General features: G+C 57.3%; 26 protein-coding genes and 1 pseudogene. 14 read left to right on the forward strand and 13 right to left on the reverse strand.

Annotated elements, in window-relative coordinates; genetic code table 11:
- Positions 1-184: 184 nt before the first annotated feature.
- The 4 genes from AC1DIJ_RS29260 to AC1DIJ_RS29275 all read right to left on the reverse strand — a co-directional run bounded on the left by AC1DIJ_RS29260 (position 185) and on the right by AC1DIJ_RS29275 (position 5,225).
- Entirely contained in the window at positions 185-352 is a 168-nt protein-coding gene (locus AC1DIJ_RS29260) for a hypothetical protein (protein ID WP_162698910.1), read from the reverse strand.
- Between the two features lie 504 nt (positions 353-856).
- Positions 857-1,279, reverse strand: a complete 423-nt coding sequence (locus AC1DIJ_RS29265) for a PilZ domain-containing protein (protein WP_148194359.1) — start codon at positions 1,277-1,279, stop codon at positions 857-859.
- Positions 1,280-1,293: 14 nt separating this feature from the next.
- Complete coding sequence (locus tag AC1DIJ_RS29270) at positions 1,294-3,081, reverse strand: putative bifunctional diguanylate cyclase/phosphodiesterase (RefSeq protein WP_442208236.1); 1,788 nt, start codon at positions 3,079-3,081, stop codon at positions 1,294-1,296.
- 1,157 nt (positions 3,082-4,238) lie between these two features.
- Positions 4,239-5,225, reverse strand: a complete 987-nt coding sequence (locus AC1DIJ_RS29275; protein WP_112390523.1) for a helix-turn-helix domain-containing protein — start codon at positions 5,223-5,225, stop codon at positions 4,239-4,241.
- Between the two features lie 175 nt (positions 5,226-5,400).
- Between AC1DIJ_RS29275 and AC1DIJ_RS29280 the strand changes: the two genes are divergently transcribed.
- Positions 5,401-5,607, forward strand: coding sequence for a hypothetical protein (locus AC1DIJ_RS29280; protein WP_148194360.1), 207 nt, complete (start codon positions 5,401-5,403; stop codon positions 5,605-5,607).
- A gap of 143 nt (positions 5,608-5,750) precedes the next feature.
- Here AC1DIJ_RS29280 and AC1DIJ_RS29285 read toward each other — a convergent pair whose 3' ends face one another.
- From AC1DIJ_RS29285 to AC1DIJ_RS29300, 4 genes are all read right to left on the reverse strand, one after another.
- Entirely contained in the window at positions 5,751-6,449 is a 699-nt protein-coding gene (locus AC1DIJ_RS29285) for a DUF899 family protein (RefSeq protein ID WP_112444222.1), read from the reverse strand.
- Between the two features lie 97 nt (positions 6,450-6,546).
- Positions 6,547-6,879: a hypothetical protein gene (locus tag AC1DIJ_RS29290; protein ID WP_112390503.1), complete on the reverse strand. Its 333-nt coding sequence runs from the start codon at positions 6,877-6,879 to the stop codon at positions 6,547-6,549.
- Positions 6,879-7,670, reverse strand: a complete 792-nt coding sequence (gene xth, locus AC1DIJ_RS29295; RefSeq protein WP_112390522.1) for an exodeoxyribonuclease III — start codon at positions 7,668-7,670, stop codon at positions 6,879-6,881. Before xth ends, AC1DIJ_RS29290 begins: the two co-directional genes overlap by 1 nt.
- Before the next feature lie 95 nt (positions 7,671-7,765).
- Positions 7,766-8,254, reverse strand: a complete 489-nt coding sequence (locus AC1DIJ_RS29300; protein WP_112390502.1) for a hypothetical protein — start codon at positions 8,252-8,254, stop codon at positions 7,766-7,768.
- A gap of 1,002 nt (positions 8,255-9,256) precedes the next feature.
- Between AC1DIJ_RS29300 and AC1DIJ_RS29305 the strand changes: the two genes are divergently transcribed.
- A complete protein-coding gene (locus AC1DIJ_RS29305; protein ID WP_162702750.1) occupies positions 9,257-9,394 on the forward strand; it encodes a hypothetical protein in 138 nt (45 codons plus the stop codon).
- A gap of 508 nt (positions 9,395-9,902) precedes the next feature.
- Positions 9,903-10,103, forward strand: a complete 201-nt coding sequence (locus AC1DIJ_RS29310; protein WP_112390499.1) for a hypothetical protein — start codon at positions 9,903-9,905, stop codon at positions 10,101-10,103.
- 57 nt (positions 10,104-10,160) lie between these two features.
- Here AC1DIJ_RS29310 and AC1DIJ_RS29315 read toward each other — a convergent pair whose 3' ends face one another.
- Positions 10,161-10,886 (reverse strand): Crp/Fnr family transcriptional regulator, encoded by a 726-nt coding sequence (locus tag AC1DIJ_RS29315; RefSeq protein WP_112390498.1) that lies wholly within the window; start codon positions 10,884-10,886, stop codon positions 10,161-10,163.
- Between the two features lie 237 nt (positions 10,887-11,123).
- On the opposite strand from AC1DIJ_RS29315, the gene AC1DIJ_RS29320 reads away from it, so the two are divergent.
- Positions 11,124-11,465 carry a hypothetical protein gene (locus AC1DIJ_RS29320; RefSeq protein ID WP_112390497.1) on the forward strand — a complete coding sequence of 114 codons (342 nt, stop codon included), beginning with the start codon at positions 11,124-11,126 and terminating at the stop codon, positions 11,463-11,465.
- Positions 11,466-12,332: 867 nt separating this feature from the next.
- Here AC1DIJ_RS29320 and AC1DIJ_RS29325 read toward each other — a convergent pair.
- Positions 12,333-12,905, reverse strand: coding sequence for a TetR/AcrR family transcriptional regulator (locus AC1DIJ_RS29325; protein ID WP_112390494.1), 573 nt, complete (start codon positions 12,903-12,905; stop codon positions 12,333-12,335).
- A gap of 134 nt (positions 12,906-13,039) precedes the next feature.
- On the opposite strand from AC1DIJ_RS29325, the gene AC1DIJ_RS29330 reads away from it, so the two are divergent.
- Positions 13,040-13,387: a DoxX family protein gene (locus AC1DIJ_RS29330; RefSeq protein ID WP_112390493.1), complete on the forward strand. Its 348-nt coding sequence runs from the start codon at positions 13,040-13,042 to the stop codon at positions 13,385-13,387.
- A gap of 105 nt (positions 13,388-13,492) precedes the next feature.
- Complete coding sequence (locus AC1DIJ_RS29335; protein WP_112390492.1) at positions 13,493-14,068, forward strand: flavodoxin family protein; 576 nt, start codon at positions 13,493-13,495, stop codon at positions 14,066-14,068.
- 123 nt (positions 14,069-14,191) lie between these two features.
- Here the strand turns inward: AC1DIJ_RS29335 and AC1DIJ_RS29340 are convergent, their stop codons facing one another.
- Positions 14,192-14,581, reverse strand: a complete 390-nt coding sequence (locus AC1DIJ_RS29340) for a winged helix-turn-helix transcriptional regulator (RefSeq protein ID WP_112390491.1) — start codon at positions 14,579-14,581, stop codon at positions 14,192-14,194.
- A gap of 85 nt (positions 14,582-14,666) precedes the next feature.
- On the opposite strand from AC1DIJ_RS29340, the gene AC1DIJ_RS29345 reads away from it, so the two are divergent.
- Positions 14,667-15,398, forward strand: a complete 732-nt coding sequence (locus tag AC1DIJ_RS29345) for an SDR family NAD(P)-dependent oxidoreductase (protein WP_112390490.1) — start codon at positions 14,667-14,669, stop codon at positions 15,396-15,398.
- Positions 15,399-15,689: 291 nt separating this feature from the next.
- Positions 15,690-15,773, forward strand: a pseudogene (locus AC1DIJ_RS29350) (conjugal transfer protein TraH); the annotation flags it as partial.
- Positions 15,774-16,272: 499 nt separating this feature from the next.
- On the opposite strand, the gene AC1DIJ_RS29355 reads toward AC1DIJ_RS29350, so the two are convergent.
- Positions 16,273-16,677 carry a PAS domain-containing protein gene (locus tag AC1DIJ_RS29355; RefSeq protein ID WP_112390489.1) on the reverse strand — a complete coding sequence of 135 codons (405 nt, stop codon included), beginning with the start codon at positions 16,675-16,677 and terminating at the stop codon, positions 16,273-16,275.
- 976 nt (positions 16,678-17,653) lie between these two features.
- Here AC1DIJ_RS29355 and AC1DIJ_RS29360 point away from each other — a divergent pair.
- Positions 17,654-18,556 carry a hypothetical protein gene (locus AC1DIJ_RS29360; protein ID WP_112390488.1) on the forward strand — a complete coding sequence of 301 codons (903 nt, stop codon included), beginning with the start codon at positions 17,654-17,656 and terminating at the stop codon, positions 18,554-18,556.
- A gap of 198 nt (positions 18,557-18,754) precedes the next feature.
- Here AC1DIJ_RS29360 and AC1DIJ_RS29365 read toward each other — a convergent pair whose 3' ends face one another.
- Positions 18,755-18,934: a DUF3309 family protein gene (locus tag AC1DIJ_RS29365; protein ID WP_112390487.1), complete on the reverse strand. Its 180-nt coding sequence runs from the start codon at positions 18,932-18,934 to the stop codon at positions 18,755-18,757.
- A gap of 330 nt (positions 18,935-19,264) precedes the next feature.
- On the opposite strand from AC1DIJ_RS29365, the gene AC1DIJ_RS29370 reads away from it, so the two are divergent.
- The 5 genes from AC1DIJ_RS29370 to AC1DIJ_RS29390 all read left to right on the forward strand — a co-directional run bounded on the left by AC1DIJ_RS29370 (position 19,265) and on the right by AC1DIJ_RS29390 (position 23,320).
- Complete coding sequence (locus AC1DIJ_RS29370) at positions 19,265-19,426, forward strand: hypothetical protein (protein ID WP_310295772.1); 162 nt, start codon at positions 19,265-19,267, stop codon at positions 19,424-19,426.
- A gap of 878 nt (positions 19,427-20,304) precedes the next feature.
- Positions 20,305-21,222 (forward strand): non-homologous end joining protein Ku, encoded by a 918-nt coding sequence (gene ku / locus AC1DIJ_RS29375; protein ID WP_112390485.1) that lies wholly within the window; start codon positions 20,305-20,307, stop codon positions 21,220-21,222.
- 13 nt (positions 21,223-21,235) lie between these two features.
- The gene (gene ku, locus AC1DIJ_RS29380; protein ID WP_112390484.1) at positions 21,236-22,066 is read left to right on the forward strand and encodes a non-homologous end joining protein Ku; all 831 of its coding nucleotides are present in this window, start codon (positions 21,236-21,238) and stop codon (positions 22,064-22,066) included.
- Entirely contained in the window at positions 22,053-22,313 is a 261-nt protein-coding gene (locus AC1DIJ_RS29385; protein ID WP_112390483.1) for a hypothetical protein, read from the forward strand. Before ku (AC1DIJ_RS29380) ends, AC1DIJ_RS29385 begins: the two co-directional genes overlap by 14 nt.
- Positions 22,314-23,092: 779 nt before the next feature.
- Positions 23,093-23,320, forward strand: coding sequence for a hypothetical protein (locus AC1DIJ_RS29390; RefSeq protein WP_112390481.1), 228 nt, complete (start codon positions 23,093-23,095; stop codon positions 23,318-23,320).
- The last annotated feature ends 105 nt before the right edge of the window (positions 23,321-23,425 follow it).

Consider the following 23,425-nt stretch of genomic DNA (forward strand, 5'->3'; position numbering starts at 1 on the left):
ACGCCCTCGTGGGTGAAGACGACTTCGAGAATGGTCGTGTTCTCTCGGATATTGCGTATCACGTTCATTTACTCGGTTAGCGCACAAAAAGAAGGCCGCACTCATTGGGGAGCGCGGCCGATAGATACCAGCTACTTCCTGGGGGAAAGAGCACAAAGCATGCTCGGCTTTGGTTAATTTTGAATTAACCGTTCCAGCCCATGGCGCGGCACTGCTTCTCCGCTACTTGTCGAGCGTCATCGAGGCTGTTGTACTTCCCCTGCAGTTCATACCGTCGCCCGTTGAACGAGAAGTAGGCACTCTTATCGATCCTGTTAAACGTCACCATCGGCGCCTGCTCTTTATCGCTCATGTGGGTCTTCCATTCTGTTGGTGGCGATAAACCCGCATCGCACCCGTCTGGTTCCAGTACTTCCTCTATCAAGACGCGTTTTCCGGTCGTTAATGTGTTTCGGGGTTGAATAGGCTGTGACCGGCCAAGAACACAATTTACTTGTCCGATTGCCTTACGCATATTGATGGCAATCATTTCGATCGGCGTGTTGAGCGGATCATCAGCATTGCGGTCGTCCTCTGGCTTACAGAGCCATGCCGAGCAGGAGGCAGGCTATGGGCGATAGGTCCAGATTGAAAGCGAACGCGGCAAACCGGAGCAAGACATACGCCGCAATGATTGCCACCGCCGTGAGGTTGCAGCGTCCTTGGCAGGTCACCTGGTCCTCTTTCCGGCCAACGGACTTCGATGGAGATCGTCGCCCGAGCGCCGTAGCCGCCGCTGTCGGAAAGCTCTCAGACTTTCCTTTTCATTGGGCAATGATCGCAGTGTCGACTATACCCCGATCCGAGAACATCAAGATTATTCAGCCGGCGACTCCCACTGCAGAGCGCTACCAACTGGTTGTACCAGCTCATTTCGCAAAAGGCCCTTCAAACTGAATAACGGTGCCAGCGGAAATCTCAGGAGAGCGAAGGCTTCAACAATGTGTCGAGGTTGTTCCTTTATGAACTCGACTGCGAGAAGACTCTCTTCTCTTCGTTTTACGGCACAACCGATGGAGTACTCGAAGTTGCCAATCACGATGTAAAAGTGTTCAGGTATTTCTGCAGAGACGCTGATTAGCGCTCCTCCCTGCGAGACCTCCAACATAACGGCACGACACGATGAAATCGGCTGCTTGAGAGTTTTTTTGTAAGCAAGCCGCACAGCGGCTTTGCATTTGAAGCGCTTGTGTTTTCTGGCATCTACTGGAGCAATCTTTGTTAAGTAATGCCTGTTCATGTCCAGAATCCAATTCATTTATGGACAGATACTGGTAACGCACGTGCAGGTGCGTCCATTGCTTCGCTCCCCATCCGTGCCAGGTTAATTGCGAAGCTTTCTGCGTCGGTTGGGATTCCGAATAGGTAGCCTTGGCCGACCCGACAGCCCATTTCGCCAAGCGTTGCACGCTGTACTTCCGTCTCCACGCCCTCCGCGACCACCGTCAGGCCAAGGGCGCGTCCCAGCTCGATAACAGCGCGGACGATCACCCGCCTGGCGGGTCTGGTTGCGAGTTCGCTGACAAACGTTCGGTCTATCTTGATTTCGGTAACTGGGAACGTCTCAAGGGAGCGCAGGTTCGAATAGCCAGTGCCAAAGTCGTCAACTGAGAGACCGACTCCAATCTGTCGCAGCTGCTGGAATGCGTCCATGACGCCGGGCGTATCGCTAAGGAACATGCTTTCGGTAATCTCGAGGGTCAGCCACTCCGGTTCAGCACTGGTCAGATGCAGGACGCGGTTCAGCATTTCAGCCATGTCATGCTGGAGAAATTCCCCGGCCGACACGTTCACGGAAAAGCGAAGTGCCTTGTCGCGGTGCGCGTTGATCCGCCGAGCGAACGTCGCAACGGTGGTCAGGCTCCGTTCGGTCAGATCAAGTAACAGACCTGATCGCTCAGCGGTCTCAATGAAGCCGCCGGGGAGTTGGCTGCCGAACAGGGGATGGTTCCAGCGAATCAAGGCTTCCGCGCCGAGCCACTCACCGGTGATTAGGTCTACCTGGGGCTGGAAGTGATACACGAATTCGTCGTTCGCGACCGCGACCTTCAACTCGCGTGTCATCCTGACGCGTCGGCTGGCTTGCTCGTGGTCGGACTCGCGAAACCGCCGCGGACCACCCAACGGATCAGATTTGGCTGCCCGAAGGGCAGTACCGGCGTTCCGGATCAATGAAATGGCACTGCCCACTGGCCTGCCTACGGCATATCCGATGGAGAAGCGCAGTGAGACACTGGCACCTGCCACCACGAAGTCCGCTGCGAGCGACGCGGAAACCAGCTTTACCGTCGGGTCTGCACTTGGTTCATCCTGGAGCTCGAAGGCGAGGGCGAACTCGTTCGCGCCCATCCGACCCACTAGTGCAGCGCCCATGTCACGCAGCCGCCGCCCGGTTTCACAGAGCAGAGCATCCCCGACGTCGAAACCGTATCCGGTGTTGAGATCATGAAAGCTGACAACATCCAGCTTCACAACCAGAAGGATCGTCTCGGCATTGGTTGCGAAGCGTCCCTCGGTAGCTTGGATAAATGATTGACGGTTCAAGCAGCCCGTGGTCCCGTCGAGGTTTGCGACACGATCCAGCGCTATATGCGCTTGGCGAAGCGCTGATACATCGCGCAGTATTCCGACGTAGAACAGTTCGTCCCCAACCCAGGCGGGCCTAAGACTAAGACTATTCCAGAAGGCCGAACCGTCCTTTCGATAGTTTTGCAACGTTTCGTCCACTGGCTCGGCCGCCCCGATCGCAGCGCGAATGCGAGCGATCTCGGGTTGCTCACGCTCATTGCCTTGCAGGTAGCGGCAGTCTTTGCCGATAACCTCGGTTCGAGAGTATCCAGTCAGATGTTCGAAGGCCCTGTTTACGTAGAGCAACGGCGAATTGGCACCTAAACGCTTTGCGATGGCGATCCCGTCCGTCATTTCCTCGACAAGTGTCGGAAGAATGGACCTGACGGCGTCAGCGCTCAGAGGCCCATTGTCGGCCGTGCCCCGCGCACGCCTCATGAAGTCCGGCTGTTTGAGTTTCTCAACTTCTTCCATGACAGAAACATGGACTGTGACCCGAGGCGGGGCAACGTGCAGCCGGGGCCGTCTCAGGACAACCATCAACCGCTTTCGGACAAACTCGGTCTTGCACCTTCGCCAGATGTCCGGAGGCGATCCCTGTGGTCAGACGGTGTCAATCCGACACTCAAAACGAAGGCGAGCGCATCGCTTGTTGCAATCCAAAACCACTTCTTATGCGATCGATATGATTGACAGCCGGCTCTTCAAAAAGAGAGCCCGCGACGTCAATCTGACATAGACGGATGTCCACAGCGCGACACCATCGCAATCGAAATTGCGGCGTTGAGCCAAAACCTCCCACGGCGGCTGTTTACCGAGATTTACTGGTAAAATCCCAGGCTCGAGCTCCCACTCGAGATGCCGTGGCACCACGACGGGTCCGAACGGCGCGGCATGAAGGCTTTCAGTCGCACCGCGGCTCATTCGGCAGACATATTCATCGGGAGGGTTTTCCGGTGGTAGATCGCCAACGCGCGAACCACGGGGTCGCCAGGACTAAAACAGTAACGCCGATCGGAGATCGCGCCGATTGGCGGGACGAAACATCAGGTGACGTCGAAGCAAAACGTCCTCGCCACAGCCTGCATGCGTTATAACGCTCCAAGCTTCTTATGGCCGTCCGAATATAGCTAACGACTGTGCGCTGACAGCTTCGTCCAGTGGCGGTCTTGCCCCTGCGCACCACTCAAAGCACTTCCGTTCGCGTCGGCTGGGTGAGATGCCACTCGCGCGATCAGGGTTGGCAGACCCTTGAGAGCGTTAAGAAGCTTCGTCACGTGTATCAAAGTGACGTCACCTCCAATACCTTTTCGGCGAAGCCCCAAGCGGTGACGACAAAAGAGATTTGTTTGTGATCCGAATTGTGTAGCGTGGACGCGAAGGGTTGCTGGGATGGCGAAGTTGCGGAGCAACTAGCACGAGCGGGCGCAGCCCGGCGGGGCCTCTTTTTAGTGCCGAACATTTGCCTGCCGCCGCTCACGGACACCACGCACTTGAGGAAATGGACGCAAGGCCCGGCGCGCGCTTTATAAAGTCCACCTGTTGGAGCTTCTCGATGTCTGCCATTACATAAACATTGACTCCGACCCCAGCTGGGGCAACCCGCAGCCGAGGCGGTTCCAGGACAACCATCAGCCGTTTTCGGACAAACTCGATCTTGCTCCTTCGCCAGACGTTCGGAAGCGATCGCGGTAATCAGACGGCGTCACTCCGACATGCGATAGGAAGGCGCGGCGCATCGCACTTGCCGATCCAAAACCGCATCTTTCTGCGATCAACGTGATCGACAGCCGGCTCCCTTCTAAGAGGAAGCGTGCGACATCGATACGCGTCAGGTCGACATAGTCGGATGGCGTTATCCCAACCTCCTGCGAAAAGACGCGCGTGAAGTTCCGTGCGCTCATCGCCGCGATTTTCGCCAAGGCCGTGACCGAAAGGTCCGCTGTAGCATGGTTCAGAATGTATTCCTGGACTTTGTGTAGACGGCTGCGGTCGCTTGCCTGCGCCGCCAGATGCACGCTGAACTGCGATTGGTCACCTGGTCGCTTCAGGAACACGACAAGCCGCCGGGCAACGTAAAGCGCCACCTCGCGGCCGAGGTCCTCTTCAACGAGAGAAAGCCCGAGATCGATTGCGGCGCTGGACCCGGCCGACGTGATCATCGCACCGTCTCGGACAAAAACACGATCGCTTTCCACCTGCGCCTCAGGGAAGCGCTCGCCAAGCAAGGACGCGAACTGCCAGTGAGTGGTGACACGTCGGCCTGCGAGTAAACCGGCTTCGCCGAGCAGGAATGCCCCTGTGCATACGGAGCCGTAGCGCCGGGTCTCGGGGACGGTATTGGTCAACCAGTCGATAACCTGTCTCCCCGGGGAACGGGGAACGCCGGCGCTCCCGGCTACGAGCAACGTGTCTGGGTCACCTGGATACGCATCGAAAGTGCAATCGGGCAGAACCCTGAGCCCTGATGCGCAAAGGATCGAGCCAGCTTCTTCTGCTGTGATGGCAACGTCATAGAAGTTCTTGCCAACACGGGCGTTTGCTTCGGCGAACACGTCCATGAGCCCGGCAAGTTCCAGTGAATGCACGTCCGTGGGCACGAAAATGACAATCCGCATGGGGATATCTTTCGCCGCGCGAGGACTCAAATCTCTCGACGAGCATTTTTGCGTCGACGCCGGTCCTGGCCAACGACAGTCGCACAGTGCCGCCAAGTCGTCAAAGTCAAACGCATCGAGTGATTGCCAACGGAGAGACGGTCCATCTCTGACATTTGCGAGGAAGAGGTCCACAATGGCCGACTGCGGTCTTCCCTTCGCGCCAATTGCGGTCATTGAGCATGATGTTTTCAATCGGCCGCTGCCGACCCTTGAATCACTTTGGCTGATTGAAGGAATTCGTTTACATTTTGGGGCAACTCGCGCCGGCCGGCGGCCTTTCGCGCCTCGCAGCCAACTGATCGGCCTCCCTCGCAATTTGACAGCTTCCGACTTTGCCTGATTGGAGGAGCTTGAAGATCTCTTTTGAGGGAAGCGAGCATATCGAAAGAAGACCTGCTCTTTCAACGACGGACGCTCTGGCAGCTAGTCCACCGGCGCGCCGGCGTGGCGGCGCCACCTACGCCGACTGTCGAAGCCGCCAGATCAATAGTTGAGCTTCGGGTACCAGTCCGTGCCGCGTCCGGCCGGCGTCATGTCCAGTATATTCCAGAGGGGTGCGATATCGACAGCGCCTCGCGGATCCTGCCCGGGATCAGCGGCATCGGCAGGCATCTCGCCGTTGTAAAAAACGCGAACCGTGTTTCCGTCCTTCTGGTAAACGGTGAATGCCGGATACTCATAGCCCTTGTCGTCGAGCAGTCCGAGGTCTCTGGCATAATCGTCGCCGACGGTCTCTATGAAATCGAGGTCGTGCCAGCCGCGCTCCATCGCAAACGCCCGCTGCCTCTCGACCGGGCTGCGCCCAAGGATCTTGAACGCAACCCGTTGCTTCACGTCGGCGCCGTTCCCATTCGCGCCGCCTAGGAAGTTCGTGCACATGGGGCAAGGCCTCTCGCGCTGCGGACCGAACATCCAAAAATAGGTCACCAAGGTGTGATGCTTTCCGAACAGGTCGGCCAAAGCCAGCTCGCGGCCATTTTCGTCCTTGAAACGATAGTCTTTCTCGACGACAGGGCCAGGAGGAAGCCGCATGCGCTGTTCTGCCAGTTTGGTAAGATATCGCCGGGCTTCGATCTCTTCCGCAAGGAGAGCCGTTCTCGCCGCGGCGTATTCGGCGGTTTCGTTCGGAAATCTGCTGACGCGCTTCGCTGCCAGTTCCGTTGCGGACCTCAACTCGCTCATATTATGTCTCTCCCTTGCTCCGCTTATTCACGTGACATGATAACTAGACGTATGAAGGGGGCCGTTGCCGACAAGGTCGATCCGATTTTTTCGACCGTTATTGACGGCCGCCTGTCATTCGTCGATGCCAAGCCGCATAAGACGTCGTCTTTGCCATGTGACGATTGAGATCAGGCGTGCCGTCATCCCACCACACCGGCCCCCGCTCGCCGAGCGCAATCTTCGCAGCATCGATGGCCTTGCGCACCGCACGCAGCCGCACATCGTCGTCGCCGGCTTCCTTTACCGCCCTTCGAGCAGCCATCAGCTCCGCCACCAAGCGAGTGCGCGTTTCTTCGGGAAGGCTTGGGTTCGTCTTTCGCCAGAGCCGGCCGCGCACAATGATGTATCGGCCGTCAGGTGTCTGTAGAGGTGTGTTCTGCGCTGCCATCAGCCGTGCACCAGGGCTGCCAGATCAAGCTCGATCATGACGGGCGCATGATCGCTCGTGTGTTCCCAGCCCCGAGGCTTCCTGCGCACTTCTGCCGATTGGAGTGACGAGGCGATGGCCGGGCTGAGCAGGAAGTGGTCGATCCGCAAGCCGGCGTCGCGCTCGAACGAGTTCCTCCAGTATTTCCAGAAGGTGTAGATGCGCTCATGCGGATGCAGATGCCGGACGGCATCGGTCCACCCCTGTGCTACGAGATCCGCATAGGCCCGGCGGACTTCCGGCCGGAACAGCGCGTCGTCCAGCCACCGCTCCGGCTTGTAGACGTCGATATCCGCCGGCATGACGTTGTAGTCACCGGCCAGCACGACTGGCACCTCCAGTTCGAGCAGCTCCGCGGCGTATTCCTGAAGTCGTCGAAACCACGCGAGTTTGTAGTCCCACTTCGGGCCGGGGGCGGGATTCCCGTTCGGCAGATAGAGCGCCCCGATGAGGATGCCGTCGACGGCGGCTTCGATATAGCGGCTGTGCGCGTCGCTCGGATCGCCTGGCAGCCCCTTTCTGGTAAGATGGGGCTTCTGACCTCGCGTCAGGATCGCGACGCCATTCCAGCTCTTCTGCCCGTTCCAAACCGCGCCGTACCCGGCTTTCTCAAGCTCCTCTCGTGGGAATTTATCATCGGCGGTCTTCAGTTCCTGAAGGCAGACAACGTCGGGCCTGTCCTCCTTCAGCCATTTTAGGAGGACAGGCAATCGGCCCAAGACGCCGTTCACATTGTACGTGGCAATTTTCAAAAAATCCCCCGATAGAGCGTTTGAGTCTGTCCGGTGAACCATCGGCAGATCGTCGACCAGTGCCGACTATAGTCTCATCGAGTGGGTCGGCTTCGTCAGCGCGTCGCTCCGAATACGAAGGCGAGCGCAGCGACGATTGCGACCGCTGCGATGGGACGCTCGCGGATCCGCGCCTCGATGTCCTGCACGTAACCGCGGACTTCGGACTTGGCGAGCGACTTGGCTCCCGAGGCGATTTCGCTTGCGGTGTCGCCCAGACGATCAACGTCCCGTCCAAGAGCGCGAACGCCATCTCTCCCGGCGCGGACACCGTCGAACGCAGGACGACCTTCGCCCGTCGATCGGAGCGCCTGGTCGACCAGCGCATAGTCATCCTCACCTTCCGGCGTCTGCTTTACGCGGTCGGCAGCGTCAGTGTCTGTTCGACCGGAGGGCACGGTGGTGTGCGTGGCGGAAACCGGATCCGACGCGGGGAACGTGTCTTCAAGCCCAGTCTCGAGATCGCCCTTCGAAGCTCGTTTGCGCTGGGCTTCCTGCTCGATTTCCATCGATCGTGCCGCGGGGGAATTTTTAGGGTCTGGCATTTCCGTTCTCCTTTGTGGGGAAGGAAGTCCGGCGTCGTCCCTAAGTTCCATCGCGCCTAACAAACTTTATCTCACCTTTGACCTGGTGGTGCTAAACCAGTCCTTCGCCGCCGATCCTGCATACGCACAGACGACACGAACCAGCCGCCCTATCATTTCCTAACACCCGACCACTAAGGCGTCCGGTCCGGGGGGCGAGCTACGTGTTCGAAACGGAACAGGGCCGCGTTGGAAGAGGCGCGAACGCCACTTGGGAGATGGCGGCCGGGCGTCTTCCGACCGCCGACTTCGACACGATCTCCGTCGGGGTTTGAGCAGAGCACGCCAGTTTGCGCCCGCAGATTCTCGACGAGATAGACAAAGCAAACAATACCCAGCTCTAGTAGCGAGGCGCATGCAGGCGAAACGAGGAGAGCCCAACAATGACGTTTGACCTTCAGGGCAGGTCAGTTCCCCAAAATCGGGCGCACACCACGAGGTAGCGCGCGTCCGGCGTTATAGAGGCCCGATCTCGTTGACGCTGCTGTTACCGGCTGCCCGGCAGGCTCTGGGGCTGATCAAGATCATCGATCGAATGGCTCTGGCTCATTCCCTCTTCCACCGGCCGGTCGCCTTCGCAAGCGTCTCACGGATGACCGTTGGGAGGTAGTCGAAATGTTCGTCCACCAGCTCGCACGAGCGAACCTTGGGTGAAGCTGACCGGCCCCTCCTCAGATATTGGCCGATGTCCGCGGAGGCGATGGTCGCCGCATCGGACTGGAATACCCCATCTTTCGAACCACCCGCCTGTTGGTCGCAGTCCGTGTTCCAGCCGTCCAACCACCGGAGATCCGCGAGCTACTCTCGCGACTTGCCCCCAGCGCGGAGAGTCGTTTTTCGCGAAAAGCGAAAACGGCTCGCCGTCATTTGAACGAGAGAGATAATCATCCTGCAGTGTAGCTGTGCAGGCGTAATCCATATTGGCAAATTGTGAGAAAATCCGACCTTTAGCATGCTCAGACAATGGAAACGCTGCCGTCTCGCCTACGATTATCTTGGATCGTCGCCATCATGCTCTTCACCTTCGCTGGGATGTGGATGATCGATGAGTTCTTCATCAACGTCGAGCAAGAGGTTGAATATCTGCAAGACGAGGAGTGAGCAGGAACCTGTTTTGGTGCTGTTGTCACGCTTGCGTCACGCGACGCCGTTCACCTTTTGTGATTAATTATCCGCGCTGATGCGACCTGGCGGACCACCCGGGAGCATTTCGTGGGACGTACCTGTATGTCGTGGCGAGCTTTTTAATCATTCGCTCGCGCGATGCTGGAACGAATTCCTCTTCTCGGCCCTTTGTCATCAGGCTCCTGGAGGAGGACATGTGATGGTATGGCTGATTGGAATTTCGATTGGACTATCGTTGCCCTGGATAATTCGTCGGAACGCGCTTCTGAACGCCTTCTGTTTCAACGGACCAAGTTCAGGGTTCGCGCTCTGGGGGTTGATCAGCATCATCACGATCCCGATTTCGACCGTTGCAGCCTTCTTCGCCCGCGAAATGCTTTGATGGAACATCGGACGGGCGTGGAGGTAATCCGCACGCCATCACGGAACATTTGCCTCCAGGGTTGATTATAGCGCGCGAACAGAACCCATTTGCGAGACACACATGAAGTTAAGTGAGCTGACTGAAATCTATCGCCGCGGCGGGCGTAAAGAGCTTATCAGCGCTATGGAAGAATTCTCGCAAGCTGAAAAGGCCCAAATGCTTGAGGACATAGGATTGGCGCCGCGCATCGGCCCTGGGCGAGCTCAGGAGAAAACCGGGCCGGCGGTGGACGTGCAGCCCGGTGAAGACGAGAGTTACTGATTTTGTCGCCCCGGGCTTTCGTCTCCGGCATGGTATCTTCAGAAATGATTGGGGACGCTAGGACGTCTTGCGAATTTTCACACCCATAAGCCGATGATATTCATCCTCCGCTGCTCCGTAGGAGCCCTTGGCTTCGTCCATCAGGCCAAGCCGGTTGACGACAATAATCTTGCCGCGATTAGCGCGGATGAACCCCTTGCCCTCCAGGATATGAACCGCAACCGTAACCCCGGGGCGCCGCACGCCGAGCATGATCGCCAGAAATTCATGGGTTAGCGAAATCGCGTTGCCATCCATCCTGTCGTGAACCATGAGAAGCCAGCGCGCGAGACGCTCCTCAAGCTTGGCATGGGCGTTGGCAAGGACGGTCGAGGACATTTGCGCCAGAAATGCCTGAATGTAGGCAAGCAGTTTACCGCGCAGCGTTGCACTGGTATCGATAACCTCCTGTAGCTTTGTGGATGTGATACGATACCCAGTACCTGATACCTGCATGAAGGTCGTATTCGGCGATTGCTCGCCACCAAGCACAATCGCAGCACCGGTCATGCCTTCACGCCCGGCAATCCCCACGTCTATATCCCGCCCGCCCGGTAGTCTGGCGACGATCGACGCCAGTCCTGATTCCAAAAAGACGACGTAATCGACCGGCGCGTGGGCTTTTTCGATCTGATAGGGAATGTCCAGCGTCACGAATTCGAGATGGGGAGCGAGAAGCGTGAGGTCGCTTGTGTCGAGGCTTTTTAGCAATTCGTTCCGGTATTGACGCTCGTCAGTCGGCATTCTCGTCCCCACAGCGTTCGGAGTGAATCCGACTCGATGCAAGGGAACCTAATGACTTGAAAATACAGAACAACCGACTGTCTTTTACCGTACAAAGAGCAATGCTTAAGGAGGCGACATGGGCCGCCTGCCCTCGCCCTCATGTCTGAAAGCTCGCGCTCCAGCCGCTGCTGCGCCTGCCCGCTGGAACAATTACTCTCTCCCAATGTTTCAGATGATCAAACGGAGAACATCGAAATGCACAGAACCATCAAGTTTATACTGATCGGGCTCGCTGCAATGAGCGGCCTGACGGTTGCTCCGGTTATCGCCGGGGCACAGGACATGGAATTGCGAGTCGGACCTGGCGGTGTCGGGATTTATGACCCTAATCGTGACGATGACCGATATGATCGCAGACGAGACCGAGGATGCGATCCGGACGACGCGCTTGACATTGCCCGTGGTGAGGGCCTTCGTCGTGCGCAGATCCTGCGCGTCACGCCCCGAAGCATCGTCATTCAGGGGTATACCCGTCGCGGCCCGGAGCGCATGCAGTTTGCCAACCGTCGCGGATGCCCGGAGATCACCCGGCGGTAAGGGAACGAAGCTAGGCATGAGCGCTGCGATGCTCTTGGAACTGCGTCTTTCAGTCAGCGCTCTATCCCCTATTGCAGGCTCCGGTTTTTGCTGGGGCTTTCTCTCTAGAACGAAATTGAGAGCACCGTCAGGCGCTGTACGACCCCCAGTCGTTCATTAAGTGGCCGCTGCGATTCCTGATATGTTCTTTGCCACTCATTTCCACAAGCAAATCGTTCGCTGATCTGGGTTTTCGACGTTACCGTCGAGGACGGCAAGCTGAGGGCGATCATGGAATACATTGATGCCTAGGCGCTTGACCGCGCATCAGCTTGGTGGTTCTTGCGCGGAAAGCGACTGGCGCGAGCAGCTGGTCAAAATTGGGCGTCGAAGAACATGCGCGGCTATCACAGTCTGCGAGGCTAAGGATGTGGGTTGTCCGCCGCCGAGATTGGGGCACGTCCATCTCTATGGTGGCATTCGGCAAAGGACGGGCCGCCGCCCGCTCCCAATCTCGACGAACACCCAGAGACTGACAGCGGGGAACATCCTGGCGGCCAAACTGTTCCTGCAAGACACGAACATGGAGGAACTGAAATGTCTGAAGACCTAAAGGTTGGATTCACTGGGGCTCCGTCAGAACCTGCTACCGGCGTCCGTAAGGTCGCCAGTGACGCATTAGATGCCGTGAAGCGGGAGACGAGCGCCGTCGCGGCGGGCGCGGTCGATCACCCGCACACAGCCACCAGTCTTTTTCTCGGCGTGGGCGCACTGGCATTCGTGGTTGGTTATGTGTTTGGCCGTGGGTCTGGGAATGACAGCTCCTCTTGGCGATAGCCGAGCTGTTAGGCTCCCCGCCTCGCTCCGCTCGGGAGCCGCGGGTTAAGGTCAGTCACCTGTCGCAAACATTGCAACAATGAGCCTCACCCGCTCGGCGCGGTGCGAGGCCCTTATTCGACCGTGGCGTTCAAGCTCTGCCAATCCGTGTAAAGCTGCCCAGAAATATTCTGTCGCGACCTCGGGGTCAGAGCAAAACGGTTCCACGACGACCATCATAGCGCCAAATGTATCTCGCAGCACTTTGGGCGTATCGGACTTGGCGAATCGAAGGCCACTCGGCAGGACGAACATGGCTTCGTACAGAGCTGGCCTTTCGAAAGCGAATACGAGATAGGCCGTCGCAACGTCTCGGAGTGCGTCTATCGGAGGTGCGCCGTCGCGGACAGAGGCCCGCAACGTCGGGCCTAACTCCGCAAAGCCCTCGAGCGCGACCGCGCCGACGATCGCGTCGCGATTTTCAAAATGGGCGTACAGGACCGGCTGACTGTATTCGATCTCTTGTGCAAGGCGTCGTACGGTGACGGAAGCCCAACCATCACGTTGCGCCAGCGTTCGCGCCGCGGCGACGATCCGCTGTTCCCGTTCCAGTCTCTCACGCTCTTTTCGCTCGCTGATACCCATTCTTTCGCCCTCGATCCATGCACGAGAGACTTTAGTGACCCTAATTAATCAGGGCAATGGTTGACAATCTAGCATCGCTAGATTTAAGTTCATCGCTATAGTAACTGGGCGATTAAACCGAAGGGTCTTTCCAAATGTCCTACCTCATATCGTTTTCACCGGGCGATGCGGCGACACTCGCGGCCGCTGCGGCATTTCTCGTGGGCAGCATCGTCAACGCCACCGCCCTTAAGACAATCCGCGATGAATTCGTCCGGTACGGATTTCCATGGTGGTGGTGCTGGGTTACCGCTTTGCTGGAATTCACGACAGCCATTCTCCTCGTCCTCCGTCCGACATTTGCGATCGGCGCTGCGCTAGGATCATGCATTATGATCGCCGCAATCTTCGCTGTCGTCCGAGCACGTGACTTCCGTCACACCCGGGCGCCGGCAGTCTTCCTACTTCTGCTCATGATCGCGATTACTGTCCAGGTCTCATAACCTCGGCGACAAGCCTTTAACCTCAACCACCATCAAACAGAAACACTTCGAAACCGCGCCGACTTCCGTCGGCGAGGCGCAAAAGCACGGCTAAAGGAGCCAGGCATGACCATCCACTCACCTTCAAGTATCGTCGTCGTTTATCATTCTGGCTACGGCCATACCCACCGCATGGCTGAGGCGGTCGCCAAGGGAGCCGGAGCAGCGCTCCACGCCATTGATGCCGAGGGTAACTTGTCGGAAAACGGATGGGCGGCGCTCGATGCGGCCGATGCCATCATTTTCGGCGCACCGACCTACATGGGCGGACCAAGCTGGCAGTTTAAGAGATTCGCCGATGCATCTTCGAAGCCATGGTTCTCCGCAAAATGGCAAGACAAGATTTTCGGTGGATTCACGAACTGCGCCAGCCTCAACGGTGACAAGCTAAACACGCTGCAATACTTCGTTCTTCTGGCGGGGCAACACGGTGGTTCCTGGGTCAGCCTGGCTATCAAGCCATCAAACATCAAGGCGTCGCTACGAGACGATGTAAATCGGATGGGATCGTATATCGGCCCGATGGCGCAATCTGACGCCGACGCGCCCCCCGAGGAGATGTCGGTCGGCGATCTTGAAACCGCACGTCTATACGGGGCGCGAGTTGCTGGAATTGCGCGACAGTATATGTCCACTCGATGAGTTCGACCGAGAAAGTTGGCAAAGCTCCGTACCCTTCCGCGCTATCCGCGGTAGGGTTTTGAGCAGCCACTCCCATGGCCACTTGGGCGACACCCGACGGCCTATCTCAACGGCCGAGGTGGCTTAGCCCTTGGCCGCCTTGTCGTAGCGTACAGACGCAGCCTCGATGTGAGGCCCATTTTCGAGCGACCATGCGCAAAGCGCTTCGAACGGCTCGCGGAGCGAATGGCCAAGCGGCGTAATCGCATACTCGACGCCGATCGGTTGCGTTGACAATACGGTCCTTGTCACAAGGCCGTTCCGCTCGAGCCGCTTCAATGCATCGGCAAGCGCCTTGTGGGTGATTCCGTTCAGACGCCGTTTGATCTCGTTGAAACGCGAAGGTTTCGGGCAGATCACAGTGAGGATCAAGATTGTCCACTTGTCGGCGATCTTGTCGAGAACAGGACGCACAACGGTCATGTTGTTGAGAGCGCACTGAGAAAGGGTTTCGAGGTCGGTATACTGGTCCATATCTAAGCTACTCAAGGTGCGTAATTGATATCAGATTTACGACGTATATCATCTTCCGACCATCAATAGGAAGGCAGGACGTATAATGGCCCGTATGCAGGACAAAGTCGCGCTCGTCGTAGGCGGCGCAAAGGGAATTGGTTTGGCGATCGCGAACCGGCTGGCTGCCGAGGGAGCGACTGTCTTCATCACTAGCCGTCGGATTGACGATGTCGAAAAGGCTGCCGCCGAAATCGGCGATAAGGTAGTGGGCATCGCGGCAAACGCAAGTTCTCCAGAAGACATGGTAAACGTCGTGGCCCAAGTTCAGCAGGCGAATGGACGTATCGATGCGCTCGTCCTAAACGCCGGAATTTCAGAGCCCGCCCAAATTAGCGAGGAAACGGTTGAACATTTCGACCGTCACTTCGACGTCAACGTACGAGGGACGGTTTTCGCTTTACAGGCAGCTTTGCCGGCAATGCAAGAAGGGAGCTCAGCCGTGCTCATAGGTTCAATCGCGGATGTCGCTGGCATCCCGGCCTACGGCACGTACGCCGCGACAAAAGCTGCGCTTCGATCCTATGCGAGGACATGGACGGCCGAACTGGCCAGCAGGGGTATACGGGTAAATGTCGTCGCTCCTGGGCCTACTGATACTGAGATGATGGCAGCGGTGCCTGAGGACGTCCGCGAGGCCTTGATCGCGCCCATACCCTTGGGACGGATGGCACGTCCAGCTGAAATTGCAGCGGCAACGCTGTTCTTGCTGAGCGACGAGGCGAGCTATATCGCCGGCGCTGAGCTGTGTGTCGACGGGGGCATGCGCCAAGTGTAGGAATTCTAACTGAACAAATTCGGACGTTCCAGCTCCGCCTGGAGCGTCCTCCATCGTCAATTAAAATTCCGGCTTTTCACCTTCAGAATATCGATGTGCCATTCCGGTGTGCCGTGTCTTTACGGCCGCCCGATAAAACTGGGCGATTAGGTGAACCTGTCGCCCGACCGCTGTAGTCCGCTGGAGCAAATTGGGCGTGTCTGATCTTTGGTGATTTCGCAAGGTAGTCCGCCCGATGGGCGCCGCGATGTCGCCAAGATCTTCCGCATCGCGAAGTGATATGAAAATCCGACGAGCGACGTGTTCCCGCAGCTGTTCGATGACGCGATCCACGCCTGGCGGACCGGCAAGTTCGAGGGTGAGAGCGTGTTTTAAGCTGAGGATCCGGGGCCCGGTCGCGCAGCGCTCGGAGGTGGACGCCGAAGATGCTGACAAAGCCGAGGATAATGCACCCTCCGACATGCCGGAGGAACGCCGATCAAGCCCGATGATGCCGGCATCCGCATCGATCTGAAGAGGATCCGGGGGGCCAAAAGTGATGTTAGTCAAGATCGGACGTTTGTTAGATTAAAGATAGACGGCATTTCACCTTAAATTGGACGGTCATTGATTTAAGAGTGGCCGTATGACTGATCATTCGAATTCGAAGCCCCGACGCGAGCCTCTGTGCATCCGTCTGAGACTGAAGCCTGCCGTCCTCAGAGCGCAGCCATGGAGCGGGTCGCAAGGCCGCTAGCAAGCGGAAGGACGGGCGGTGTCAGGACGCCCGTTGGAGACCGATAGCAGCAACGCCCAGTAATCCACCATCGCCAACTGGCCTTGATCCAAAGCCAGGTGCTTGCTCCCCGACCCTATAGTTCAAGGGTTGGCGGCTTCAGTGATTGGCATCCTGCTGTTCATTCTCTGCGATGATCACCATGCCTGAATATGCCACCAGTGTACCGTCTCGCGTATGAAACGCTCTGCCGAAGGCCGCGACGGCTTGATAGGTGTGTTCAAAACTACGAACCCGGTAAACTTGCTGCTGCGGGATGTCCGCCACGATCGTATCTGTTATCGCTTTTGCCAGTGCTGGCCGGTCCTCGGGATGAACTTTGTCAAGGTAGGAATCAAGGGGTAAGCCGTGTTTGGCGTCACCTGGGTCGACACCAAAAAGACGAGCGACAGCGCCGTCAGCAAACACGAGATTAGACCGTATATCCCAGGTGTAGATGCCCGGCTCGCCCGGCAAATCTACGCCCACTTCAGTCGAGAATACTCGGCCAACTCCAATGGACATTGCTGCTCCCCTTGAATTGTTAAGGAGAAGCTAATGCTACGTCGAACAACTTCAAGACGCATGGACGTTGTGTCCAAACTATCGTTCAGCTCGATTTGGCTGCTAGACGATTTAGCATTTCAACCAAGTCCGACACCGATCTGGCATTTGATTTTTCTTGAATCACGTCATCGGACACATGTCCGTTTATTAGGCCAGAAAGCCGGTTCAAATGAGTTGATAGTGCAGATTGGTGAGACGTCTTCTTCGGCAGCGCCGCCGCGCCCCTAGACTGTTCTAGGAGCCGTGCGAGGATCTTCTCAATACCGTGCCTCTTGGTGTTTATATCGGATAACATGGACGTGCCTCAAATCGGTGTGAAGTGTCCTTATATTCAGATCGTGACACTTATGCCAGAACAATAGAATGACATTCAATTTACCGGGCCTATCAATCTAGGGTCACTGACGGAGCGTCGGTTGAAATATCATTGGGAGCCTTTGGAACCAGCGGGGAATGCCGACAAGCCTTGGTTTTGTGAGGAACGACGAAATCGGCACTCATTTTACCGACGTAGACATGTCCGGAAGCGTTTTGTCGCCAAGCCAGCTTCGGGTTCAAGTTACTTGAGTTGATCGCCTCTACAGCTGCTTAATCAAACAGTTCAGATCGGCTTGGTTGCTGCGTGAGCCCCACTGGCGCGCCCCGCCGCAAGCGATATGGTCACGCAAGGTGGCAACCCAACGGACGGCTGACGTCGTTACAAACTGATCGTCATAAGGCCGCGAGGTTTTAATGTACTGGCAAGCCAAGTCCCGGCTTCAACTCAACCCGAATAAAGCTCTGGAACCATTGTGCAACTCCCTCGTTTCATGCTCGCAAGATATTCATTTCAAAAGGAGTTTTCATCATGGGTCGCGGCATTCTACTCTGGCTTCTCGGTGTTCCCCTGCCGATCATAATTCTTCTCGCTCTCTTCGTAAGATAGGGGTCAAAGATGTCTCTTTTGGAAACACAGGGAGGTATTCCCGTCGAATCCTCCAGATCCGCCATCTCATGGGGCCCGATTTTGGGGGGCGCTTTCGCGGCCATCGGGGTCACGCTCATTCTCTTACTTCTTGGCTCTGGTGTTGGCCTGACGATGGTCTCGCCCTGGTCTGGGGAGAGCAGCTCCGCGGCCACCGTAGGCATTACAGCCGCGATTTGGCTTGTCGTCGTTCAATGGCTCTCTTCGGCGCTCGGCGGTTACTTGACTGGACGACTCCGGACGAAATGGGCAGCCACCCATACTGACGAAGTCTTCTTCCGAGACACTGCCCACGGCTTCATCAGCTGGGCCATATCGACGGTTTTCGTGGTGGGTTTTCTGGCTTCGTCTCTAACCTCGCTGGCAGGCGCAGGCGCAAGTGCTGCAGGTGCTGCGGCAACGGCGGCTGGAGCGGCTACAGCGGCGTCCACCACTTCGACACAACCCGATCTCGCGACTTCCTATTTCACAGATGCCCTTCTGCGGCCTGAGCGCGTCAGCACGAATGCTTCAAGGGACGACGGCGCGGCTTCGGCCGAGATTTCGAGAATTCTGTTGAACGACGCCGCGAAGGGCGAGATTCCGGAAGGCGACAGGACCTACATCGCGAGCATCGTTGCCGCTCGGAGCGGATTGTCAGAGGCGGACGCCCGTACTCGGGTAGACGCGGTCCTCAAGCAAATCGACGACGCTGAGGTTGCCGCGCAGACTGCTGCTGACAAGGCAAGAAAGGCCGCAGCTACGACGGCGCTTGTCGGATCGATCTCACTTCTCATCGGTGCCTTTATTGCTAGTGCCGCTGCAGCTCTTGGCGGTCGCCAGCGCGACGATGAAGAGGATGTCCTCCTGATGGGCCGCGGCCCGTTCGCGTAATCCGTGGGCAAAATATTCCGTCGATGGTGTCACCATCGACGGATTTCCCTTCTATGCAGGTGTTCCCACCGTTTCCACACGAAGTTATAACTGTTACGGCGCTTTCCGTGGCTTACGTTTGCAAAAAAAACCGTGGGTAGGAGACCCACGGTTTCATATTTTTTCTGAGGACAGTCGGCCCCCCCTCCGCCGCGTATGTCACACAGGAGCTACGGCGCCTCCATGGAGCCCACCCAACAGCCAGAGAACGATCAAGACGACGACAATCAGACCGAGGACGCCGCCGAGCCCGCGGCCTCCATAACGGCCGTGAGCATAGTAGCCGCCGCCGCCGCCTAGCACGAGGATTAACACGACAATAATCAAAAGGGTACTCATGCGTTTTCTCCGAGTTTCTACGAATCAAATGACTTCGACCCGGACCTAAAATGACAGCATTCGCGGCCCAGCTACCGTAAACACTGGACACGCTGGGATTGTTCCCGCTCTAGGCGATCTCCAAGAATATCCGGTCGGCGACGAGAACACATCAACGAGCCGTTGAACATTCCCGCGCCAATGCCGTTCGAGCTGACTCAAGAGTGTTACCGATGAGGGGCGGCTATGGAATTCCGTCCGCAGAACCACCATATCTCATCCAAGCGGCAGCAGTCCCTTCGAGAGGGCCATTGATAGCGCTGCATCACCACAGAAGCACAGGAGAACATCATGACTGACGCCAAGGGCGCACCTGCGTCCGAAAAACCTTACGACGCAATCACGCTAGCGAAGAAACACAGGATCTCCGTCGAGGACGCACAGACGATCATCGAGGAGCACGGAGACAATCGGAAGCTCGTCGACAAGGCCGCCAGGCGCATCGCTGCCTAGCTCGCGGGTCAAGGAGTTCGACCATGACTATACAGAAAGGAAGGGCAGTCGAGGCTGCGTTGACGAAGACGCAGCGCGATGCAGTCACTGCGATCCGACGGTTTCGTCACCAACGGAAAGTCGGCAGTACGTGGCTGGTCGGAGACCGTCGTCTCTCTCGGGGTGTCATTTCTGATTTGGAGAAGATGAGGCTTGTCCGAGAGGTGACGGCAGGCGGCAGTCCCGTCCTCACATACATCGGTGAAGGCGACTGAGACCATAGGCAACGGCTCCTCATTCCTGCAAATGAAAAGGGCGCTTCTCGACATCACGTCGGAGCGCCCTTGTTCGGAGATGGCGACGTTGCGGCGGGGCCATCGTCCGAGAACAGTATCTGAGCGGATTCGCAAATGCCTCGCAAGTGACGCCTTTCTTCCCGCTTTCGATGGGGCAAGCTCTACCCACATCCTTTCCACTGTCTATCCACAGGGTATCCGCAGGCTAACTGATTGATCTCAGGGCACTCTCGCCTTTCGCCGCCATGGTGTGGATAAATCGAGTGCGACGAAATGGTTACAGAGGGCTTTCCATTGGCCGAAACGGATTCCGTTTAAGAGTCGATAGGACTATTGTCGCCAACGCTTTCCTTGAGAGCAGGCGGCGGACCTCGGAGAGCGCGGCGGCGAGCACTCGATGCTCCCGCCGCTTCCACGCCCTGGCGAAACGGCCATCTTCCACCGTCTACGACCTGAAGTCGAACTCCAGTCGCCGAGCTGCGCACCGGAATCAATTTCTGAGCGCGATTCCGTAAGTCATTGAAAAATGATTCGTTTCGAGTCGGAACGAATCACCCTCGCACGTCTTTGAATCACGACCCAAGTGATTCGGAGTGGAGCGTCATGGCATCGGGACACCGCGCACAGTGGAAAGGCTTTCTTAAATTTGGTGAAGTGAGCTGCGGCGTGGCCCTCTATACAGCGGCCAGCACATCCGAGCGCATCACTTTCAACACGATCAACAAGGCGACGGGTAACCGCGTTAATCGCGTGTTCGTCGACAGCGAGACCGAAGAACGGGTTGAGCGGGAATCTCAGACCAAAGGCTTCGAGATCGAGAACGGGCAATACATCATCATCGATCCCGAGGAAGTGGCAGCGACAATCCCGGAGAGCAACAAGACGCTCGAGATCGACGCTTTCATCCCATGCTCCGAAGTCGACGATGTGTATTTCGACAAGCCTTATTACCTGACCCCGGACAAAATGGGTGCCGACGCTTTCGTGGCCCTTCGCGACGGCATGAAGAAGTCGAACGTCGCAGCCATTGCTAGAGCTGTCCTATTCCGCCGGGTGCGCTCGGTGTTGATCCGCCCCCATGGCAAGGGCCTGGTGGCAACCACCATGAACTACGACTACGAGGTCCGATCCTCGAAGAAGGCGTTCGAGGAAGTTCCCAAGCTGCAGATCGAGGGCGAAATGCTCGATCTCGCCAAGCACATCATCAGCACGAAGAAGGGCACGTTCGATCCGGCAACGTTCGATGACCGCTATGAAGCCGCCCTCGCCGAATTGGTGAAAGCCAAGATCGAAGGCAAGGCGCTGCCGAAGGCAAGAAAGGTCGAAGTCTCGAAGCCGAACGACCTGCTAGCCGCCCTCCGCGAGAGCGCCGGATTGCTGAAGTCTGGGGCGTCCACCGAGTCCAAACCGAAACGCACTGCGGCCAATGCCAATCAGGGCACAGGTCGGCAGCGCGCCGCGCGCGGGGTGGCCGCGAAGGCCGCCTCCTCCAAGGCTGCCCCGCAGCGCAAGGCAAGCTGAGGGAGATCGATCGATGGCACCCAAATATTATTGGAAAGGCTACCTCAAGCTCTCGCTCGTCACCTGCCCCGTGGCGATGACCCCGGCGACGTCCGAGTCCGAGAAGGTCCGCTTCCACACCCTCAACAAAGACACTGGAAACCGGGTCGTTTCGCAGTACGTCGACTCCGTGACCGGAAAGGCACTGAAGCAAGGCGCAGAGGCCAAAGGCTATGCTCGTGGTGAGAATGACTACGTGATCCTCACGGACGACGATCTCGACCGCGTCGCTCTCGACACCGTTAAGACCATCGACATCGAGAAATTCGTCCCTCCGGATTCGATCGAGTGGGTTTATCTGGAGAAGCCTCACTATCTTACCCCCGATAACGCCGTCGGCAACGAGGCCTTCGCGGTTATCAGAGATGCCATGAAGTCGGACAACGTCGTCGGCGTCTCGAAACTCGTGATCGGTCGCCGTGAGCGTGCCGTCATCCTCGAACCCCGCGAGGAAGGCATTGTCCTGTGGTCACTCCGTTTCGGCGACGAAGTGCGCCCGGAGGAGAGCTATTTCGAGGACATCGAGGACGAAGCCGATCCCGACCTGATCCCGCTGGTACAGAAACTCATAAAGCAGAAATCGGCACACTGGTCGCCCGACATGGTCAGCGATCCAATACAGACGAGCCTGCTGAATCTGATAGCCGAGAAGAAGAAGGCGATGAAGCCGAAGAAGGCGGCCAGAGGCAAACGTTCGGATGCCGCTCCGAAGGATAACGTCGTCAACATAATGGATGCTCTGAGGAAGAGCGTCGATGCCGATCTCCGAGGTAGGAAGGCGGCCTCATCCCATGCATCTTCTTGAAACCAAAGTCGCTCACGAAAAGACAGGGTGGCGCGTAGACTTTCTTGGCGACGACGGGGAGTTGGTGTCGATCAAGGTCGCTGACGGGCACGCATTCAGCGAGGAAGAGGCCATCGTTCACGCCAAGGAGGTAATGGTGCAACTGACTGCATTTGGCACCCGCGGTGGCGGTCGAAGCATTAACGCCTATGACGCTGCGAGCAATGGCAACTTCGACGACGAGCCGCCGTTCGGTACTTGGCACTGATATGTGACATTTGGCAGATGGCACGCGTGAATGAGACGTTTTTTCCTCACACGCCTGATGTCGCGGCTTCACGCTGCCTTCAAGCGAAGCTGTGCCTGGGGCAATGGTGGCTCGCTTGATGAAGGTGAATGGCATTATCGCTGAAGATCCGGAAGACGACAGACGCTAATTAAAGCGCCTTTTACAGTTCCAAAAAAGCGCGGCCGCTTTGGTCGTTCCGGGCACGGTCGGGCTACGATCTCGGAATAGTGCGACGGCGTACCAACACTGTCACGAAAGCATCGCCCAAATGCAGAGACGCAAATCTGGCTGCCATATACCTACCCCTTGACTATTGCTTCATGAATGGCGCGCGCGACCTCAGGCTTGTCGCTCACCGAGATAGCACAATATGGTTGGCCCCGCTCAGCACTAAGGGCATGAAAGGCAAAAAGCGCTGCAAGTGGAGCATGCCCGTAACACCGTGTCTGAGTTGAGGTTCCAGGTGAATAAGCCTTCTACGCCAGCACGTGTGAGTGCCGCATCGCATTTCATCCATCCTTGTCTGCGTCGCGTCGCCTTCCTGTCGAGTCAATCGGTGGGAACAGACCGCTCTCGCCGTCGTTACTGCATGAATATGGAGGAGAGCATGACACGCTACCTTGACACGCCGGCTGCCGCGGAGCCGCCAAAGCCTGACATAAACACGCACATCCGCACCAATCCCAGGGTGAAGGGGATACTATGGACGGCGGGAATTGGCATGGGACTTCTCATCGTGATCGATACTGTGATTTCTCATGTCCTATAAGGATGCCAGATCGGTCGATAGCCGCACCCATGTCAGAGAGGATCGATACCAGGCAATCCCGGGCGAGGACGGCTGGACGGTGGTGGATCGCTTGAGCGGTCTTCCAGCGGCTTCCAACGGCCGCGACTTCATCAAACTAAGAAAAACAGACGCGCGCGACATTTCAAATGAACTCAATAATTGCGAAAGAGAGGGCAAGCCCAGCCCGCTACTGTAAATTCTCTGATCGACGATTTCCGCATCGGTGCTTGCACGGGAAATCCACATACTTTGATAACTGAGCGGCCCGCCGGCAGCTATTCCGGGGTGTTGGGCCGCTTTG

It is taken from the genome of Rhizobium sp. 10N427 (assembly GCF_056394605.1).

Bases quoted from the DNA above. Each gene is read 5' to 3' on its own strand.
- AC1DIJ_RS29260 (WP_162698910.1), bottom strand. From the start codon at position 352: ATGAGCGATAAAGAGCAGGCGCCGATGGTGACGTTTAACAGGATCGAT.
- AC1DIJ_RS29265 (WP_148194359.1), bottom strand. From the start codon at position 1,279: ATGAACAGGCATTACTTAACAAAGATTGCTCCAGTAGATGCCAGAAAA.
- AC1DIJ_RS29270 (WP_442208236.1), bottom strand. From the start codon at position 3,081: ATGGAAGAAGTTGAGAAACTCAAACAGCCGGACTTCATGAGGCGTGCG.
- AC1DIJ_RS29275 (WP_112390523.1), bottom strand. From the start codon at position 5,225: ATGCGGATTGTCATTTTCGTGCCCACGGACGTGCATTCACTGGAACTT.
- AC1DIJ_RS29280 (WP_148194360.1), top strand. From the start codon at position 5,401: ATGGCCGACTGCGGTCTTCCCTTCGCGCCAATTGCGGTCATTGAGCAT.
- AC1DIJ_RS29285 (WP_112444222.1), bottom strand. From the start codon at position 6,449: ATGAGCGAGTTGAGGTCCGCAACGGAACTGGCAGCGAAGCGCGTCAGC.
- AC1DIJ_RS29290 (WP_112390503.1), bottom strand. From the start codon at position 6,879: ATGGCAGCGCAGAACACACCTCTACAGACACCTGACGGCCGATACATC.
- AC1DIJ_RS29300 (WP_112390502.1), bottom strand. From the start codon at position 8,254: ATGCCAGACCCTAAAAATTCCCCCGCGGCACGATCGATGGAAATCGAG.
- AC1DIJ_RS29305 (WP_162702750.1), top strand. From the start codon at position 9,257: ATGGAAACGCTGCCGTCTCGCCTACGATTATCTTGGATCGTCGCCATC.
- AC1DIJ_RS29310 (WP_112390499.1), top strand. From the start codon at position 9,903: ATGAAGTTAAGTGAGCTGACTGAAATCTATCGCCGCGGCGGGCGTAAA.
- AC1DIJ_RS29315 (WP_112390498.1), bottom strand. From the start codon at position 10,886: ATGCCGACTGACGAGCGTCAATACCGGAACGAATTGCTAAAAAGCCTC.
- AC1DIJ_RS29320 (WP_112390497.1), top strand. From the start codon at position 11,124: ATGCACAGAACCATCAAGTTTATACTGATCGGGCTCGCTGCAATGAGC.
- AC1DIJ_RS29325 (WP_112390494.1), bottom strand. From the start codon at position 12,905: ATGGGTATCAGCGAGCGAAAAGAGCGTGAGAGACTGGAACGGGAACAG.
- AC1DIJ_RS29330 (WP_112390493.1), top strand. From the start codon at position 13,040: ATGTCCTACCTCATATCGTTTTCACCGGGCGATGCGGCGACACTCGCG.
- AC1DIJ_RS29335 (WP_112390492.1), top strand. From the start codon at position 13,493: ATGACCATCCACTCACCTTCAAGTATCGTCGTCGTTTATCATTCTGGC.
- AC1DIJ_RS29340 (WP_112390491.1), bottom strand. From the start codon at position 14,581: ATGGACCAGTATACCGACCTCGAAACCCTTTCTCAGTGCGCTCTCAAC.
- AC1DIJ_RS29345 (WP_112390490.1), top strand. From the start codon at position 14,667: ATGGCCCGTATGCAGGACAAAGTCGCGCTCGTCGTAGGCGGCGCAAAG.
- AC1DIJ_RS29355 (WP_112390489.1), bottom strand. From the start codon at position 16,677: ATGTCCATTGGAGTTGGCCGAGTATTCTCGACTGAAGTGGGCGTAGAT.
- AC1DIJ_RS29360 (WP_112390488.1), top strand. From the start codon at position 17,654: ATGTCTCTTTTGGAAACACAGGGAGGTATTCCCGTCGAATCCTCCAGA.
- AC1DIJ_RS29365 (WP_112390487.1), bottom strand. From the start codon at position 18,934: ATGAGTACCCTTTTGATTATTGTCGTGTTAATCCTCGTGCTAGGCGGC.
- AC1DIJ_RS29370 (WP_310295772.1), top strand. From the start codon at position 19,265: ATGACTGACGCCAAGGGCGCACCTGCGTCCGAAAAACCTTACGACGCA.
- ku (WP_112390485.1), top strand. From the start codon at position 20,305: ATGGCATCGGGACACCGCGCACAGTGGAAAGGCTTTCTTAAATTTGGT.
- ku (WP_112390484.1), top strand. From the start codon at position 21,236: ATGGCACCCAAATATTATTGGAAAGGCTACCTCAAGCTCTCGCTCGTC.
- AC1DIJ_RS29385 (WP_112390483.1), top strand. From the start codon at position 22,053: ATGCATCTTCTTGAAACCAAAGTCGCTCACGAAAAGACAGGGTGGCGC.
- AC1DIJ_RS29390 (WP_112390481.1), top strand. From the start codon at position 23,093: ATGTCCTATAAGGATGCCAGATCGGTCGATAGCCGCACCCATGTCAGA.